The sequence below is a fragment of the Streptomyces sp. SID13031 genome (assembly GCF_010548305.1).
Taxonomy (GTDB): domain Bacteria; phylum Actinomycetota; class Actinomycetes; order Propionibacteriales; family Kribbellaceae; genus Kribbella.
Window position 1 is genome coordinate 14,292 of the sequence record NZ_JAAGLV010000023.1, and the last position, 16,202, is coordinate 30,493.

The 16,202-nt window shown below is 68.4% G+C and carries 18 protein-coding genes; 9 read left to right on the forward strand and 9 right to left on the reverse strand.

What is annotated here, in order from left to right; translation table 11 throughout:
• Positions 1–20: 20 nt before the first annotated feature.
• The 3 genes from G3I17_RS34030 to G3I17_RS34040 are packed head-to-tail and all read right to left on the reverse strand — an operon-like array spanning position 21 to position 2,621.
• Positions 21–1,394, reverse strand: coding sequence for a 3-deoxy-7-phosphoheptulonate synthase class II (locus tag G3I17_RS34030; protein WP_203591149.1), 1,374 nt, complete (start codon positions 1,392–1,394; stop codon positions 21–23).
• Positions 1,395–1,437: 43 nt separating this feature from the next.
• A complete protein-coding gene (locus tag G3I17_RS34035) occupies positions 1,438–1,830 on the reverse strand; it encodes a DUF2237 domain-containing protein (RefSeq protein WP_164602426.1) in 393 nt (130 codons plus the stop codon).
• A gap of 11 nt (positions 1,831–1,841) precedes the next feature.
• On the reverse strand, positions 1,842–2,621 hold the full coding sequence (locus G3I17_RS34040) for a lysophospholipid acyltransferase family protein (protein WP_343238526.1): 780 nt from the start codon (positions 2,619–2,621) through the stop codon (positions 1,842–1,844).
• Positions 2,622–3,013: 392 nt separating this feature from the next.
• On the opposite strand from G3I17_RS34040, the gene G3I17_RS34045 reads away from it, so the two are divergent.
• The 8 genes from G3I17_RS34045 (at position 3,014) to G3I17_RS34080 (ending at position 9,886) form a co-directional block, all read left to right on the forward strand.
• Positions 3,014–3,778 (forward strand): alpha/beta fold hydrolase, encoded by a 765-nt coding sequence (locus G3I17_RS34045; protein ID WP_343238517.1) that lies wholly within the window; start codon positions 3,014–3,016, stop codon positions 3,776–3,778.
• Entirely contained in the window at positions 3,771–4,571 is an 801-nt protein-coding gene (locus G3I17_RS34050; RefSeq protein ID WP_164602428.1) for a hypothetical protein, read from the forward strand. The genes G3I17_RS34045 and G3I17_RS34050 overlap by 8 nt, the downstream gene beginning before the upstream one ends.
• A gap of 65 nt (positions 4,572–4,636) precedes the next feature.
• A complete protein-coding gene (locus G3I17_RS34055; protein WP_164602430.1) occupies positions 4,637–5,866 on the forward strand; it encodes a TIGR00300 family protein in 1,230 nt (409 codons plus the stop codon).
• A complete protein-coding gene (locus G3I17_RS34060) occupies positions 5,802–6,074 on the forward strand; it encodes a VOC family protein (RefSeq protein WP_164602432.1) in 273 nt (90 codons plus the stop codon). The genes G3I17_RS34055 and G3I17_RS34060 overlap by 65 nt, the downstream gene beginning before the upstream one ends.
• A gap of 87 nt (positions 6,075–6,161) precedes the next feature.
• Positions 6,162–7,058, forward strand: a complete 897-nt coding sequence (locus G3I17_RS34065; RefSeq protein ID WP_164602434.1) for an AraC family transcriptional regulator — start codon at positions 6,162–6,164, stop codon at positions 7,056–7,058.
• A gap of 173 nt (positions 7,059–7,231) precedes the next feature.
• Positions 7,232–7,669: a nitroreductase/quinone reductase family protein gene (locus G3I17_RS34070; protein ID WP_164602436.1), complete on the forward strand. Its 438-nt coding sequence runs from the start codon at positions 7,232–7,234 to the stop codon at positions 7,667–7,669.
• Between the two features lie 25 nt (positions 7,670–7,694).
• A complete protein-coding gene (locus tag G3I17_RS34075; RefSeq protein ID WP_164602438.1) occupies positions 7,695–9,110 on the forward strand; it encodes an aldehyde dehydrogenase family protein in 1,416 nt (471 codons plus the stop codon).
• Between the two features lie 26 nt (positions 9,111–9,136).
• Positions 9,137–9,886 carry an enoyl-CoA hydratase-related protein gene (locus G3I17_RS34080; RefSeq protein ID WP_203591151.1) on the forward strand — a complete coding sequence of 250 codons (750 nt, stop codon included), beginning with the start codon at positions 9,137–9,139 and terminating at the stop codon, positions 9,884–9,886.
• Positions 9,887–9,914: 28 nt separating this feature from the next.
• Here G3I17_RS34080 and G3I17_RS34085 read toward each other — a convergent pair whose 3' ends face one another.
• Positions 9,915–10,679, reverse strand: coding sequence for an SDR family oxidoreductase (locus G3I17_RS34085; RefSeq protein WP_164602442.1), 765 nt, complete (start codon positions 10,677–10,679; stop codon positions 9,915–9,917).
• An 86-nt stretch (positions 10,680–10,765) separates the two neighbouring features.
• Between G3I17_RS34085 and G3I17_RS34090 the strand changes: the two genes are divergently transcribed.
• Positions 10,766–11,509, forward strand: coding sequence for a phytanoyl-CoA dioxygenase family protein (locus G3I17_RS34090; protein WP_164602444.1), 744 nt, complete (start codon positions 10,766–10,768; stop codon positions 11,507–11,509).
• Here the strand turns inward: G3I17_RS34090 and G3I17_RS34095 are convergent.
• From G3I17_RS34095 to G3I17_RS34115, 5 genes are all read right to left on the reverse strand, one after another.
• Positions 11,496–12,209 carry an endonuclease/exonuclease/phosphatase family protein gene (locus tag G3I17_RS34095; RefSeq protein WP_164602446.1) on the reverse strand — a complete coding sequence of 238 codons (714 nt, stop codon included), beginning with the start codon at positions 12,207–12,209 and terminating at the stop codon, positions 11,496–11,498. The two genes, G3I17_RS34090 and G3I17_RS34095, sit on opposite strands and share 14 nt — an antisense overlap.
• Positions 12,206–13,354, reverse strand: a complete 1,149-nt coding sequence (locus tag G3I17_RS34100; protein WP_164602455.1) for an ROK family glucokinase — start codon at positions 13,352–13,354, stop codon at positions 12,206–12,208. Before G3I17_RS34100 ends, G3I17_RS34095 begins: the two co-directional genes overlap by 4 nt.
• 70 nt (positions 13,355–13,424) lie before the next feature.
• Complete coding sequence (locus tag G3I17_RS34105; protein WP_164602464.1) at positions 13,425–14,396, reverse strand: ROK family glucokinase; 972 nt, start codon at positions 14,394–14,396, stop codon at positions 13,425–13,427.
• Positions 14,387–14,890 carry a hypothetical protein gene (locus G3I17_RS34110; protein WP_164602466.1) on the reverse strand — a complete coding sequence of 168 codons (504 nt, stop codon included), beginning with the start codon at positions 14,888–14,890 and terminating at the stop codon, positions 14,387–14,389. The genes G3I17_RS34105 and G3I17_RS34110 overlap by 10 nt, the downstream gene beginning before the upstream one ends.
• Positions 14,887–16,200 (reverse strand): ArsA family ATPase, encoded by a 1,314-nt coding sequence (locus G3I17_RS34115; protein ID WP_164602475.1) that lies wholly within the window; start codon positions 16,198–16,200, stop codon positions 14,887–14,889. The genes G3I17_RS34110 and G3I17_RS34115 overlap by 4 nt, the downstream gene beginning before the upstream one ends.
• Between the last annotated feature and the right edge of the window lie 2 nt (positions 16,201–16,202).

Sequence of the window (16,202 nt, forward strand, 5' to 3'; positions counted from 1 at the left end):
GCCGACGGCTGGGCGGCAGCTCATGCCCGGGCGCTCCGCAGTCGCTCGGCGACCAGGAAGGCGAGCTCGAGCGACTGGTGCCGGTTGAGGCGCGGGTCGCAGGCCGTCTCGTACCGGTTGACCAGGTCCTCGGCGACCAGCTCCTCGCCACCGCCGAGGCATTCGGTCACGTCGTCGCCGGTGAGCTCGATGTGCATCCCGCCCGGCCAGGTGCCGACCTGCTCGTGCGCGTCGAAGAAGCCCTGGACCTCGTCGATCACGTCGTCGAAGTTGCGCGTCTTGTAGCCGTTCGGCGTCTCGTAGGTGTTGCCGTGCATCGGGTCGCAGACCCAGGCGATCGGCGAGCCGTGGTCGCGGACGGCCTCCAGCAGCGGCGGCAGCCCGGCGCGGATCTTGCCCGCGCCCATCCGGGTGATGAAGGTCAGCCGGCCCTCGATGCCCTTCGGGTTCAGCTTGTCGATCAAGGCCCGGATGTACTCCGGGGTCGTGGTCGGGCCGATCTTCACGCCGAGCGGGTTGCTCAGGGTCGACAGGAACTCCACGTGCGCGCCGTCCAGCTGCCTGGTCCGCTCCCCCACCCAGAGCAGGTGGCCGGACACGTCGTACGGCTGATCGGTGCGCGAGTCGATCCGGGTCAGGGCGTGCTCGTACTCGAGGATGAGCGCCTCGTGCGAGGCGTAGAAGTCGACGGTCTTGAACTCGTCGGCGGTCGCCCCGCAGGCGCGCATGAAGGCGAGCGCCCGCTCGATCTCACCGGCCAGCTGCTCGTAGCGCTGCCCGACCGGCGAGGACTTCACGAAGTCGGTGTTCCAGGCGTGCACCTGGTGCAGGTCGGCGTACCCACCGGTGGTGAAGGCGCGGGTCAGGTTCAGCGTCGCGGCGGCCGCGTTGTAGACACCGCGCAACCGCTGCGGGTCCGGGATCCGCGACTCGGACGTGAACTCCAGCCCGTTCACCGCGTCACCCCGGTACGACGGCAGCGTCACGCCGTCGCGGGTCTCGTCGCCGGAGCTGCGCGGCTTGGCGTACTGCCCGGCGATCCGGCCGACCTTGACGACCGGCACGCTCGCGGCGTACTGGAGGACGACGGACATCTGCAGCAGCACCCGGAGCTTGGCCCGGATGTTCTCGGCGGTCACCCCGTCGAACGTCTCGGCGCAGTCGCCGCCCTGCAGCAGGAACGACTCACCGCGCGCGACGGCGCCGATCTTGGTGGTCAGGTCGTCGCACTCACCGGCGAAGACCAGCGGCGGCAACTTCCTCAGCTGCCCGATCACCTGCTCCACCGCAACCTGGTCCGGCCACTCGGGCTGCTGCAACGGCTTCAGCGCCCGCAGCTCCTCCAGCGTCGGAACCCCGGGCACTTCCCCCGCACTCAAAGTCGCAAATTGCATAGCGCCAGCCTATTCCAGGCCCCCTGGCCGCCGCCTCCCCGTCTCAACTGAGCGAGCTGAGGTCCGGTGGAACGTCGACTGCGTGGGCGCGAAGGACGGTCAGAGGGATGGTTTCGAGAGAGCGGGCGTGGGTTGAGGCCAGTACTACGGGCGCTGCCGCGCCGGCGTGGTACGCCTGAAGCCAGCGGGCCGCCACGACGCACCAGCGGTCGCCTGGGCGGAGGCCGGTGAAGTTGAACTCGGGTCGCGGGGTCGACAGGTCGTTGCCGACGCTGGCCTGGTGGGCCAGGAAATCGGGCGTCATCACGGCGCAGACGGTGTGGCTGCCGAGGTCTTCCGGGCCGGTGCTGCAGCAGCCATCCCGGAAGAACCCGGTGATGGGGTCGGTACCGCACTCCTGCAGGTCCTCGCCGAGGACGTTCAGCTCGCTCTCCATCGACAACCTGGTCAGGAGGCCTTGGTGTCGCCGAGGCGGGGCTTGATGTGGTCGTCGATGGATTCGCCGGCCTTGAGGAGCTCCTTGGCCTTCTCGGCGTACATGTCGACGTACTCCTGGCCGGACAGCTCCATCATCGCGTACATGATCTCGTCGGTGACCGAGCGGAGGACGAAACGGTCGCGTTCCATCCCCTCGTACCGGGAGAAGTCGAGCGGCTTGCCAATCGCCACGCCGGGGCGGATCAGCCGGGGCAGCCGGCGGCCGGGCTCGCGGATCAGGAACTTCGGCCAGACCGTACCGGGCGGGTTCAGCTTCTCGGTGTCGATCATCGCCACCGGGATGACCGGCACGCCGGCCACGATCGCCATCCGCGCCACGCCGGTCTTGCCCTTGTAGAGCCGGCCGTCGGGCGAGCGGGTGCCCTCGGGGTAGATGCCGAACAGCTCACCCTTGGCGAGGATCTCCAGCCCGGCGTTCAGCGCGGCCAGCGAGGCGCGCCCACCGGAGCGGTCGATCGGGATCTGCCCGATCGAGCGGAAGAAGGTCGCCATCACCCGGCCCTTCAGCCCGGGCTGGGTGAAGTACTCCTGCTTGGCCGGGAAGATGATCTGCCGGGGCACCGCGACCGGCAGGAACACCGAATCGGTGAACGCCAGGTGGTTGCTCACCAGCAGCGCCGGCCCGGTCGAGGGAATGTTCTCCAGCCCCTCGACCCTGGGACGGAAGAGGAGCTTCGCAATCGGTCCGACGAAAAACCGCCTGAGGAACAAGTACAGCAACGCCTTCACCTCCGTCACTCGGCAGATACCCGGTGCAGGACACTACGGTCCACCATCCTCCTCAAGCAACGTGACCGCCAGGAATAGGCGGGTTGCACTCTGTGTTGTGTCGTGATTGCAGACTGGGTGCGATGTCGGTCACGGCACCTCGCGGTGTCTGTCGTTCGAGCGATTGCGGTGGTCAGGTGCGTGCATCGCGGTGCTTGAGCAGCGTCCTCGATGCGGAGCATCGTGGACGCTGGTCAAGTGCCGCGAGGTGCGTGCCTGGGCGCCGGAAGCGCCGAACGACAGACACCGCGAGGTGCCTGGTCGTGGTCGACACCCGCGCCGGGGTGGGCGGGTGGCCCTGCGGCTGCGACCATTGGCGTCTCAGGATGTATGCGACCCGTCGAGGAGTACCCGTGCCAGTGCAAGCTCACGCGGAAGAGTTCCGCAGCCCAGGATCCGGTGCGAACGCCGCGACCGGGGTGCTGCTGAGTCACGGATTCACCGGCTCACCGCGCTCGATGCGGCCGTTCGGCGAGCACCTGGCCACCGAGGGGTACGGGGTCGCCGTACCGCGGCTGCCCGGGCACGGTACGCGTTGGCAGGAGATGAACAACACCCGCTGGCAGGACTGGTACGCCGTCCTGGACGACGAGCTCGAGCGCCTCCGCAAGGAGCACGACCGGGTCTTCGTGGCCGGCCTGTCGATGGGCGGCTGCCTGGTACTGCGCCTCGCGGAACAGCACGGCGCCGACATCTCCGGCGTGATCCTGGTCAACCCGTCCGTGCGCACCGACGACAAGCGGCTGGCGCTGCTGCCGGTGCTGCAGCGGCTGGTGCCGTCGTTCCCGGGGATCTCGAACGACATCAAGAAGACGGGCGTCGACGAGGGCGCCTACTCGCGGATGCCACTGCGCGCCCTCTACTCGCTGTCCCAGCTGTGGACGGTCACCCGCGCGGATCTGGCCAAGGTGACGCAGCCGGTGCTTCTTTTCCGCAGTACTGTCGATCATGTCGTGGAAGCGAGCTCGGGCCGGGCGATCCTGTCGTCGATCTCGTCCCGCGACGTGACCGAGACCCTGCTCGAGGACAGCTATCACGTGGCCACTCTGGACAACGACGCACCGCGCATCTTCGACGACTCCACCGCCTTCATCGAGCGGATCGCCGCCGATGCGTGACAACGGCCTGACCGCGTCCTCCTACACGTCGATGGGCGGCATAGACCCGCTGATCGCCGAGCCGGTCCTCACCGCCCTCGCCGAAGCCGGCATCGCCGCCTACTGCGGCAAGCCCGACGAGACGACACCGGCGACCGAGGTACCGGCGAAGTCGTCCGAATCGGACACCGAGTCCGCGGAGGCGAGCTCCGACTCGGAGAGCGCCGCGGTTGCCGAGGCGCCGGCGCCCGCGAAGGCCGATGAAGCCGTTCCCGCGCGGATCCCCGTCGGCTTCGACGAGATCTTCGTCGCCGCGGACTCCGAGGAGCGGGCCCGGGCGGTGATCGGGCGCAGTAGCGAGGAGGCCGAGTGGAAGTCGTTGGTGGAGCAGTTCAACGCGCCTGCGGCCGAGGGGCATGACGCGACTCCGGTGCCGCGGTGGCCGGCCAGCGAGGATGTGGATGAGGGTTCCTACGAGCCGCTGATCGACGTACCGGCCGGCTTGATCGTCGGGGACACCGACGAGGAGCCGCCGGAGGAGCCACCGGCCCGGCGGGCCGAGGATCACCACGAGCATTTCGTCCCACCGGAGCCCCCGAAGGGCCCGAAGCTGGACTGGATCAGCCGGGCCGCCTGGCTCGGGCTGATCGGCGGGCCGCTGCTGCTGATCGCCGCCGCGCTGCTCGACTTCGGCACCGGCCGGATCACCACGATCGCCGTCGTCGGTTTCATCGGCGGCTTCCTCACCCTGGTGATCCGGATGAAGGACCGGCTCCCCCCGGAAGACACCCCGGACGATGGAGCCGTCGTCTAACCGTTAAGCTGCCGATTGTCGGACAATCCGACGAGACGAGCTGGGACCAAAAAGGGGAGGCACCCGTGCAGGTCACCGAGACGGTCGAGATCACCGGCCACTTGATGGATACCGGGTTGCTGTCCCGGGTCCTCGACGACATCCGCGGGTACGGCGGTGAGTACACGCTGGACAAGTTCGACCTCGGCTACGACAAGGACGACCCGTCCACCGTGCGGATGACCGTCGGCGCCGACGACGAGGAAGCGCTCCAGCGGCTGCTGATGCGGATCCAGACCAAGGGCGCGAACCTGGTCAACCCCGGGACGCCGGAGATCTCCGAGGTACTCCAGGACGGCGTCTTCCCCGACGGCTTCTACTCGACCACCAACCTGCCCACCAGCGTTCGGCTGGACGGCCGCTGGGTCTCGGTGCGCAACCCCGAGATGGACTGCGGGCTGCTCGTCGACGGCACCGACGTCCGGACCATCCCGATGTCCGAGGTGAAGGCCGGGATGCGGATCATCTCCAGCGCCCAGGGCGTCAAGGTCACTCCCCCGCTCGTCGCGCACACCGAGGAGTCCTTCGGCTTCATGGAGTCGGAGGTCTCCAGCGAGAAACCCCAGCGGGTGCTCGTCAAGCAGGTCGCCGACGGCATGCGCGAGGCGAAGGCGGCCGGGCTGAAGGTGCTCTGGGTCGGCGGCCCGGGCATCGTGCACACCGGCGCCGCGCCGGCCATGGTTGCGATCGTCGAGGCGGGTTTCGTCGACGTCATGTTCGCCGGCAACGCGCTCGCGACGCACGACATCGAGTCCTCGCTGTACGGGACGTCGCTCGGCGTCGACCTGGCTCGCGGCCGCGGTGTGGAGCACGGCCACGAGCACCACATCCGCGCGATCAACACGATCCGCAAGTCCGGCTCCATCGCGGCGGCGGTCGAGTCCGGCGTACTGACCTCGGGCGTGATGCACGCGCTGGTGAAGAAGGGCAACAAGTTCGTCCTGGTCGGCTCGGTCCGCGACGACGGCCCGCTGCCGGACGTCTACACCGATGTACTCGCGGGCCAGCGCGCGATGCGCGCCGAGCTGGAGGGCGTCGGCTACTGCCTGATGGCCGCGACCATGCTCCACTCGGTTGCCACCGGCAACATCTTGCCGGCGTCCGTCCCGCTGACCTGCGTGGACATCAACCCGGCCACCGTCACCAAGCTCGCCGACCGCGGCTCCGCCCAGGCTCGCGGCATCGTCACCGATGTGGGCCTCTTCATCGAGCAGCTCGCCCGCGAGCTCTCCCCGTCGTACGCCGAAACGAAATAACCGCGGTTTCTGTCGGTTCTCGGTGCCATGGTGTTGCCATGGCAAACCGCAGATGCAGCTCCACCTCGACCTCGAGGTGGACGATCTCGACCAGGCGGTCGCGCACGCGATCGACTGCGGCGCCGAGCTACCGGCGTTCCAGCCGCAGGAGCGCGTTCGGGTGATGCTGGACCCAGACGGCCATCCGTTCTGTCTCTACCTCGAATAGCGCGACTGGCTATCACGAAACTCTCGACTTCTTGCACGATCCTCTCGTGACGGGCGGTCGCCGCGAGTTTCGTGCTGCACTGATGACATGTCACTGGGCGAGCTTCGCGAACTGCTGGAACGGCACGCGTGCCCCGATTTGAGCACGAGAATCGACGGCGTCCGGATCTGCAAGGTCGACCGCACCGGTTCGCCGGTGTCCTCGACGTCCGGCACGGTGCTGGCGGTGGTCGCTCAGGGGAGCAAACGTCTGGCACTTGGGGACCGGGTGTACGAGTACGGCGCTGGTCAGTACCTCGTCGCCTCGGTCGACCTCCCGATGACGGGGCACGTCGTCGATGCCACCCCGGGCCATCCGTCGCTCGCTTTCGGGATGACCCTGGAATCCGCCGCCATCGCTGACCTGCTGCTGCAGGCCGGGCCGGGGGATCTACCACGGTCCGCCGGCACCGTGCAGCCGGGAATCGTGGTCAGTGACGCCCCGGACGAATTACTCGACGCTGTCGTGCGACTGCTGCGCCTACTCGACCGGGCCCGGGACCGGACAGCACTGGTACCGCTGATCAAGCGCGAGATCCTCTGGCGGTTGATGACCGGGGAACAAGGCGACGTCGTACGCCAACTCGGCCTGGCCGACAGCAGCCTGACGCACATCAGGCGTGCGGTGCGGTGGATCCGGGAGAACTACGCCCGGCCGTTCCGGGTCGAGGAAGTCGCCGAACTGTCGGGAATGAGCGTCTCCGCCTTCCACCGCAACTTCCATACGGTCACGGCGATGACCCCGATCCAGTTCCAGAAGCACATCCGGCTGCAGGCGGCGAGGTTGCTGCTGGCGAACCGTCCGAACGACGTCACCGGCGTCGGCCATCTCGTCGGCTACGACAATGCGTCCCAGTTCAGCCGGGAGTACCGGCGCCAGTTCGGCGCCCCACCCAGCATCGACGCAGTACGCCTGCGCGACGGAGCTACCCCGGCGCTGCCCTGAAGCCACCTGCAAAAGGATCGTGTCAGCACGCGAGAGGATCTTGCTGGCCCGGCACCCGCCGCGTTGCTTTGCTGGAGATACCGGAAAGTACCACTGATTCCGGGACCATCACCACGAAGCAGGAGGCGGGTCATGAAGGACGAATTGGCCCTCAACGAGCGGCAGACCCGACTATGACCGTGGACGACGCCGTCGTCCGCGCCCTCGACATCGGGCCGGACTCCGCTATGGCCGCATACACGATCGACATCACCACGCTGGGCGCGCGCAGCGGCAGCCCGCGGCGCATCGAGATCTGGTTCCACCGCGTCGGGGGTCGCTGGTATCTGACCGGCACGCCCGGACCCCGCAACTGGTACGCGAACCTGCGCGCCCATCCACGGTTCATCGTGCATCTCAAGCACGGGGTCACGGCCGACCTGCCCGCGACCGCGGTACCGGTCGACGAGCCGACCCGACGGCGAGTGATCACTGCGGTCCTCGATCTGCAGAGCCGGCCCGACATCGCGGCGCGGGTCAGCCGGCGCCAGAACCTCGTCGACTGGCTCGCGCGCAGCCCGCTGGTCGAGATCGTCTTCGACGACGAGGAACTGCGGACAGCCATTCAGTGATCAGACACCAGTCCAGGAGACCATCATGCAAGAGAACGTGATCGACAAGATCTACATCGACGGTGAGTTCGTCACCCCGCACGGCACCGAACTCGCCGATCTGTTCAATCCCGCCACTGGGAAAGTGATCGGGCAGGTCCGGCTCGCCGACGAGGTGGACACAGAGGCGGCAATCGCAGCGGCGAAGCGGGCGCTGCCGGCGTGGTCCGCGACCTCGAAGGAAGAGCGGATCGACGCGCTGCGCCGGCTTCAGGCCGCGGTCGCCGCGCGGAGGAACGAAATTCTGGAATCGCTCCTGCTGGAGTACGGCGCGCCGGTGCGCAACTCGTACATGGTCGATTCGACCGTCAGTGCGTTCGCCGACATGATCACCACCTTGGAAGCTTTCGACTTCACCCGGCAGATCGGCAGAGCATCCGTGGAGATGGTGCCGGTCGGCGTCGCCGGCCTGATCACACCGTGGAATTCCGATCCGTTCTTCATCAGTGACAAGCTCGCGACCGCTTTGGCAGCAGGCTGCACCGTCGTCATCAAGCCCAGCGAGCTGAGCGCGACGCAAACCCAGGCCATCACCCAGGCACTCCACGAGGCCGGACTGCCCCGGGGTGTCTTCAATATCGTGACGGGCCGCGGCGATGTCGTCGGGAGCGCGATCACCCGTCACGAGGACGTCGCCAAGATTTCCTTCACCGGCTCGACCGCGGTCGGCAGGATCATCTTTCGGGAGGCAGCCGAGACCTTGAAGAGCCTGACCCTCGAACTCGGCGGCAAGTCTCCGTCGATCATTCTCGACGACGCCGATCTCGAGGAAGCCGTCACCGGCGCGCTGATGGCCGGGTTCGCCAACAGCAGCCAGGCGTGCGTCGCCGGAACCCGCATCCTCGTCCCGGAGAGCCGGCTGGACGAGATACTCGCCATCGCCACGGCGAAGATGGCTGACTTCCCAGCCGGCGATCCGCGCGACCCGGCAACCGCCATCGGTCCGATGGTGAGCGAACAGCAGTGGGAGCGGGTCCAGAGCTACATCCGCCGCGGTGTCGAGGAAGGTGCGCGGATCGTCGCCGGCGGACCCGGCCGCCCCGAGGGACTTGCGGACGGCTATTTCGTCCGACCGACACTGTTCGCCGACGTCACCAACGACATGACGATCGCCCGCGAGGAAATCTTCGGACCGGTACTTTCGATCCTCACCTATCGCGACGAGGATGATGCCGTTGAGATCGCCAACGACACGGACTACGGCCTCCATGCCTATGTGTTCTCGTCGGATGCCGCACGAGCCCATCGCATCGCGTCACGGCTCGAGGCGGGCAGAGTGGCGATCAACGGTGGATATGAACCGCTGTCCCCGTTCGGAGGGTTCAAGCAGTCGGGCATCGGGCGGGAATACGGCACCTTTGGCCTCGAAAGCTTCCTCGAACCGCGGTCTGTGATGGCCTGACCGGCCTGGCAAGGCAGGATGTGGGCATGACGGAACTCGTGCACCTGGGTGTTGGTGATGGCGTCGCGACGATCACGCTGGATTCGCCGCACAACAAGAACGCGCTCTCTCAGCAGCTCACCAGCGAACTGCTGGCTCACCTGGAGACGTCCGACCGAGACGACGCTGTCCGGGTGATCGTGATCCGGTCGGCGCTGGAAGTGTTCTGTTCGGGCGCCGATCTGTCCGAGGCGACTTCCGTCGGGATGGGTGTCGGGGCGCAGCGGATGGTCGACGTCCAGCGCGCAATCGTGGCGAACTCCAAACCCGTCGTCGCGCGGGTGGCCGGGCCGGTGCGGGCCGGTGGGATCGGCATGGTGGCCGCCGCGGACATCAGCATCGCGGGTCACAGTTCGACCTTCGCGCTGACCGAAGTACGGCTCGGGCTGGCGGCCGCGACGATCTCGTTGACGGTGATCCCCCGCCTGACGGACCGCGCCGCCTCACTCACCTTCCTCACCGGCGACAGCTTCGGCGGCGTCGAGGCAGCAAAGCTCGGCCTGGTCACCCAGTCGGTCCCCGACGCAGAGGTCGACTACGCCCTCGACCTGACCCTCAAGTCGCTACTCAAGGGCGCACCACAAGGCCTGCGCGAGTCGAAGAAGTTGCTCAACCGCGAACTGCTCGCGGATATCGATGCCCGAGGCACCGAGCTGGCCGAGCTCTCCGCGTCCCTCTTCGGCTCCCCCGCAGCCCAAGAAGCGATGCTGGCCTTCTTGAACCGCAAAAAGAAGTAGGACTAGTTGCGCCAGCCGCCGTTGCGGCTCACTCCCCCCAACCGCCGTTGCTTTTCAGTAGTTGGCCGTTGATCCAGCCGCCTTCTGGTGAGCAGAGGAAGGCGACCAGGTTGGCGGTGTCTCGGGGCTGGCCCGGGCGCTTGAGGGGGTTTTGGGTGGCGAAGAGGTCGACTACGTCCTGGGCCATCCAGCCGGTGTCGATCGGGCCGGGGTTGATCGCGTTCGCGGTGATGCCGAGGTCGCTCAGCTCGCTCGCCGCGGCCAGGGTGATCCGGTCGAGGGCGCCCTTGCTCGCGCCGTACGGCAGGTTGCCCACGGTGTGGTCGCTGGTCAGCGCGATGATCCGGCCGTCGCCGAACGGCGCGGAGTACTGCTCGGCGAACGCTTTGATCAACAGCCACGAACCCCGGGTGTTGACGGCGAAGTGCCGGTCGAAGCTCTCGATCGAGGTGTTGCGGATGCCGCTGTCGTCCTGCTCGCAGTGCGACATCACCAGCGCCTGAACGGATCCCAGCGCCTCGCCGGTCGCACGGAAGACCGCGGCCGGCGCCTCGACGTCCTCGAAGTCGGCCTCGACCGAGAAGACCCGGGCACCCTCCTTCTGCAGCAGCGTGGTGATCTCGTCGCGCGCCTCGAGGTCGGGGCCCCACGGCTTGTCGTCGTCATACCGGCTGAGGTAGGTGAAGGCGATGTCCCACCCCGTCGCCGCCAGCCGCTCGGCGAGCCCGGCGCCGATACCGGCCCGTCGGCCTACTCCGGTCACCAAGGCCACCGGCCGCTTCGCATCGCTCATGCTGCCATCCTGCCCGACGCTTTCCCCTGCACACAAAGGGTTTAATCAGTTGCTCACCGCAGTCGGCGGCTGGTCCACTGCGGGGCATGACGATTACCGCGACGATGCGTACGACGTTCCGCGAGCAGGGCTTTGTGGTGGTTCCCGGGGTACTCACCGAGGAGCAGCTCGCGACCGGCCGGGCGCTGGTCGCGGTGGAGCTGGAGAAGAGCCCACCAGAGCCCGGGCACGTCGGCTTCCATTTCGTCTGGCCGAGATTCGAGGACGGACCGCATCCGTTGCTCGACTTCTACCGGGAGACGGTCGCGCCGCTCGCGGCCGAGCTGGTACGACCGGAGCTCGGCGTGGACGACCCGGACTTTGCTCAGGTCGCGACGACGATCCCGTCCTGGTCGCACCGGCCCGGAGCACCTCACGTCGACGGAGTGGCTTCGCTGCAGGAGGATGGTTCGCCGTACACGTTCTCGGTGCTGGCCGGCGTCTGGCTGAGCGATCAACTGGGGGAATACCAGGGCAACCTGCACGTCTGGCCGGGCACGCACCTGCGGTTCGGCGAGTACCTGGCCGAGCACGGCGCCGACGCCCTGGCCGAGTTGAACAAGGACACGACTGGCGCGCCGTACCCGAAGATCGAGCTCGGTGAGCAGATCCAGACCTTCGGGACCGCAGGGAGCGTGCTGTTCGCGCACTATCTGCTCGGCCACAACATCGGTGGCAACACCGGGCCGGATCGTCGCGAGACGATCTACTACCGGCTGCAGGCCCACGGGCACGGCGATCGCTGGCGTGACGTGATGGCCGACCCGCTGAGCGAGTTCAGGGCAGGTTGAGCTCGACCAGCATCGGCAAGTGATCTGACCCCGCCACCAGGTCCGCCCGGGTGACTCCCTCGATCGAATCCAGGGGGATCACCCGGCCGGCCAGGCCGGGTGACAAGTGGGCGCCATCGATGCGCTTGACTGGATTGTCCGAGTGGAACGTCGGGCCGGCGTCGACGCCGAGGTCCGTCAAACCCTCTGCCGCAAGGCGATCCCAGACCGGGCCGCCCGGCTCCTCGTTGAGGTCGCCGACCAGCAGGTAGGGCAGGTTGAACGACTTGCAGCCGCGCAGCACCTGCTCCAGCTCGTGCTGCCGGCCGCGGATGTGCAGCCCGAGATGGCAGACCACCAACGCCAACTCGACCCCGCCAAGGGACGTCCGGCCGCCGACCGATCCACCGGCTAGCTGGGTCGCGATGAACCGGAAGCGACGGCGGACGAACGGCCGCCAGACCCTCCAGTGCAAGGGATCCACGACCTCGGTGCCCTTGGCAACCAAGATCGCGTTGCGCGCCGATGCGGCGACGTACCGGAGTCCGAACGTCGCCGCCATCGCCTCGCGTTTGCGTCGCGTCCCCCACCAGGTCGGTGCTTCCTGGACGAGCATTACGTCTGGCGCGCACGCCCGGACGACGCGAGCCAGCGCTTCGCGGTCATCCCCCCAGCGGTGCACGTTGTACGACAGCACCCGCATCGACGGGCCGTCGTTCATGCCTCGGTGTCGCCGTTCAGCTCGGCGGACGCCGGTTCCTTCAGCGGAGTCTCGGCCGTCCGCATCCCTGTACGCCGGCCGACCGACTTGCGCGCGGCCCGCTCCAACCGGGTGGACCGCCCACTGCGCGCAGCGGCCGTCTTCGCCGTCACGGCAGTCGTCTTGACCCGCACTCGACGCAACCAGGTCGCCTCTTCGCGAGCCAAGTCAGCCGCACCGACCATGCCGGCTTCAGGGCCCAGTACTGCGCGCACGATCCGCGCCTCGGGCCGGAACCCGCGACCGGTCAACGTGCGCTTGAACGCCTCACGTGCCGGAGCGAGCAGCAACTCCCCCGCGTCCGACACACCCCCACCGATCACGAAGGTGCCCGGGTCGAGCGCGGCGGCCAGGTTGGCCAGGCCGATCCCGAGCCAGCGGCCGACATCCTCCAGGAGCTCGATCGCAACTGGATCGCCGTCCTTGGCCAGCCTGGTGACCATCGGCCCGTTGATCTTGCGCGGATCGCCATCGGCCGCGCGCAACAGGTTGTGCGCCACCGGCGAACCGGACAGCGCCAGCTCACGGGCCTCGCGGGTCAGCGAGTTGCCCGACGCGTATTGCTCCCAGCAGCCACGGTTGCCGCACTCGCAACGATGCCCACCCGGTACGACCTGCATGTGCCCGAACTCGCCGGCGATACCGAACTTGCCGCGCTGCAGGGCGCCGTCGTTGAGGATCGCGCCGCCGATACCGGTACCGAGCGTGACGCAGACCAGATGGCTCTCGCCCTGCCCGCCGCCGAACCGCCACTCCGACCAGGCGGCCGCGTTCGCGTCGTTCTCGACCACCACGGGCAGCCCGAGGCGGCGCTCGACGGCGTCGCGCAGCGGCTCGTGCCGCCAGGCCAGGTGCGGTGCGAACAGGACGGACGAGCGGGTGCCGTCCACGAAGCCGGCCGCGCCGATCCCAACCGCGATCACGTCGTGCCGCGACTCGAGGTCGTGCACGATCTCGGCGATCGCGTCCTCGGTCTCGCGTGGGTCCTTGGTGGGTGTGTCCCGGCGTACCCGGTCCAGGATGTTGCCCTCCGGGTCAACCACCCCGGCAGCCACCTTGGTGCCACCGATGTCGATCCCGATCGTCAACGCCTGCGTCAGAGCCATGTCACGACCCTCCTGGTGAATCCCCCGGATTCCTTTGAAAGCCTACTCACTGCAGTTGAACCGACCCTGCTCAACGCTGCTTCTCCGGTGCCGGGGCAGGCTTGCGGGCGAGGTCGGCGGCGCCGATCAGGCCGGCGTCGTTGCCCAGCTCGGCCAGGCCGAAGGCCGGGTGCGGCCGGTTCGCCTTGGCCGGCAGGTTCTTCTCGAAGGCGACCTGAGCCGACTTCAGCAGCAGCTCCTTGGCCGCGCTCACGCCGCCACCGATCACGATCGTGCTCGGATCGAACAGCGTCGCGATACTGGCCAGCCCCTCGCCCAGCCAGCGGCCGAGGTCGTCCAGCAGCTCAACGGCGCACGGGTCTCCCGACGCCGCGGCGTGAGTGATCATCGGCCCATCCAGCTCGGCCGGATCCGTGATCCCGCAAACGCTCAGCATCTGCGCCGCCGCCAGCGAACCAGACTCGGCCTGCGCACGCCCCTCACGGACCAGCGCGCGCCCCGACGCGTACTGCTCCCAGCACCCACGAGCACCACAACCACACCGATGCCCACCCGGCACTACCCGCATGTGCCCGAGCTCGGCCGCAACCCCGTGCGCGCCGCGCAGCAGCTCGCCCTCGATCACCACGCCGCCACCGATCCCGGTGCCGACGGTCAGGCAGACCATGTGCTCGACGTTCTTCGCGGCGCCGAAGGCGAACTCGCCCCAAGCGGCCGCGTTGGCGTCGTTCTCCACCACCACAGGGATCTTGAGCGCGTCGGCCACCCGCGCGCCGAGCGGCTCGTCCCGCCAGGCCAGGTTCGGCGCGAACAGCACGGTCGAACGGTCCGACGAGACGAATCCGGCAGCGCCGATCCCGACCGCCTCGATCTCGTGGTCCTTGATCAGCTCGGCGGCGGCGTCGATGATCGCCTGCGCCGTCGCGTCCACCGACTCGGCCGGGGTGTCGCGGTGCGTGCGCGCGATGATCGTGCCGTCCGCGTCGACGACGCCTGCGGCGATCTTGGTCCCGCCGACGTCGATGCCGATGCTCAATCCCATGGTTCGGGGTCCTCACTCACGTCGATCCGGTCCACCCGGGACCGGGCCGGCTGTTCGGGTTCCTGTGCCTTGGCGGTCCGCGACTCTGCGTCCTCCCGGGCCTGCCGCGCGGCTTCCGCGGCAGCTTCCAGCAGCGACCGTACCGATCCCAGTACGCCGGCCGCCGCCGTCGACAGTTGCTCGATCGTCTCCGGGCTGGTGGTCCGCACCTTCGCGATCAGCTGGCAGACCGGGCACCACTGGCACTCGGGCCCGCCGCTGCGCGCAGTACCGTGCTCGTGCGGTCCAGCGTCTTCCGCTGCAGCGTCTACTGGCTCGCTGTCCTCCGGTACCGCGTCCTGCTCCGGTACTGCGTCCTGCTCCCGTACTGCGTGGTCCGGCGCCTCGTCGGCCGCCGGAGCCGGGCGGGGCTCGTCGTGCCGGGCTGCCTGCTGGAGCACTGCGAAGAGCTTCGCCGCCTCCTCCGCGACCGACCCCACGGGCTCCCTGCTCATCTGGTGCCCTCCGAGATCGCCGTCGGCTCACTGTCGAACTGGCTCATCTGCTCGCGGATCTCCTGTGCCAGGCCCTCGACCGAGTCCGCCGAACCGTTCACCGGCGGCAGCTCAGCAGCCCGCGGCAACGGCTCGCGCGGCGCGAAGCGCACCTGCAGGCGGCCGTCGTCCAGCCTGGCGCCGGCGACGACGCCACGCGCCAGCGCGGCCGGCAACGGGATCACTCGCCGGTACGAGCCGACCGTGATGATCAGCTCGTCACCGTGCCGGGCCAGCTCCAGGTCGTTCGCCGATGCGAGCGGCAGCGGCATGGTCAGCGTGTAGGTGCGGCCGTCGGTGTCGATATGCCGATCCACCCACAGCGAGGTCTCGTCGGTGGCCCGGCTGAACGGGTCGTCCTTGCCGTACATCTCGACCGCGAACGCCGCGAGCTCCTCGACGCCGACCGGCTCGCAGGCGCGGTACGGCGACTCCCAGATCGGCAGCGGGCGGAACGAGTCGGCGACATCGTCGAGGATCCCCCGCTGGGCGGCGACCCATTGGCGTCGCCAGTTGTCGGCGCCGGCGGCCGGGAAGACCCGGTTCGCGATGACGCCGTCCACGCGGTAGCCGTACAGAGACAGAGTCGTGAGCGAGCGGCGAGCCTCGGCGACCACGACGGCTTCGGGGGTCAGTACAAGTCGTACTGAAGCGTCCGGGCCGGTCAGCAGTGTGCGGATGTCGGCCAGGTCGCGCTGCAGGCGGCGCAACGCGTCGAAGACGGTGTCATCGGGCATCGGCAGCCCGGACGCCTTGCTGAGCAACGGCCGGAAGGTGCGGATGACCTTGCGCTCGGCGTTGAAGATGCGATCCATGTACCAGCTGAGTGCCTCCGGCAGCGCGAGCAGCCGCAGCGTCTCGGCGGTCGGCGCACAGTCGACGACGATCACGTCCCAGCGGCCGGACCGGACGTGGTCGCGCACCTCGAGCAGCGCGAGCACCTCCACCGCGCCCGGCAGCACGGTCAGCTCCTCGGCCTCGATCGGGTCGACGCCGATCACACTCAGCACCGAGCGCAGGTACGCCTGGATGTCACCCCAGGACCGCTCGAACCGGCGCTGCGCGTCGATCTGCTGCACGAACAGCAGGTCGTCGACCTCGGTCGGCTCACCGCCGGCCTCGCTGTCGAACGCGTCCGACAGGGAGTGCGCGGCATCGGTGGACAGCACCAAGGTGCGCAGCCCGCGCAAGGCAGCGAGCGTGGCGGTACCAGCGGCTGAGGTGGTCTTCCCCACGCCGCCTTTACCTGTGTACAGCAGAACCCGAGTCACTT

Coding starts and splice junctions, on each gene's coding strand:
- G3I17_RS34050 (WP_164602428.1), top strand. CDS start 3,771: ATGCGTGACAACGGCCTGACCGCGTCCTCCTACACGTCGATGGGCGGC.
- G3I17_RS34085 (WP_164602442.1), bottom strand. CDS start 10,679: ATGAGCGATGCGAAGCGGCCGGTGGCCTTGGTGACCGGAGTAGGCCGA.
- G3I17_RS34100 (WP_164602455.1), bottom strand. CDS start 13,354: ATGGCTCTGACGCAGGCGTTGACGATCGGGATCGACATCGGTGGCACC.
- G3I17_RS34080 (WP_203591151.1), top strand. CDS start 9,137: ATGACGGAACTCGTGCACCTGGGTGTTGGTGATGGCGTCGCGACGATC.
- G3I17_RS34060 (WP_164602432.1), top strand. CDS start 5,802: ATGTGGGCCTCTTCATCGAGCAGCTCGCCCGCGAGCTCTCCCCGTCGT.
- G3I17_RS34035 (WP_164602426.1), bottom strand. CDS start 1,830: ATGGAGAGCGAGCTGAACGTCCTCGGCGAGGACCTGCAGGAGTGCGGT.
- G3I17_RS34065 (WP_164602434.1), top strand. CDS start 6,162: ATGTCACTGGGCGAGCTTCGCGAACTGCTGGAACGGCACGCGTGCCCC.
- G3I17_RS34095 (WP_164602446.1), bottom strand. CDS start 12,209: ATGAACGACGGCCCGTCGATGCGGGTGCTGTCGTACAACGTGCACCGC.
- G3I17_RS34075 (WP_164602438.1), top strand. CDS start 7,695: ATGCAAGAGAACGTGATCGACAAGATCTACATCGACGGTGAGTTCGTC.
- G3I17_RS34105 (WP_164602464.1), bottom strand. CDS start 14,396: ATGGGATTGAGCATCGGCATCGACGTCGGCGGGACCAAGATCGCCGCA.
- G3I17_RS34110 (WP_164602466.1), bottom strand. CDS start 14,890: ATGAGCAGGGAGCCCGTGGGGTCGGTCGCGGAGGAGGCGGCGAAGCTC.
- G3I17_RS34090 (WP_164602444.1), top strand. CDS start 10,766: ATGACGATTACCGCGACGATGCGTACGACGTTCCGCGAGCAGGGCTTT.
- G3I17_RS34030 (WP_203591149.1), bottom strand. CDS start 1,394: ATGCAATTTGCGACTTTGAGTGCGGGGGAAGTGCCCGGGGTTCCGACG.
- G3I17_RS34070 (WP_164602436.1), top strand. CDS start 7,232: ATGACCGTGGACGACGCCGTCGTCCGCGCCCTCGACATCGGGCCGGAC.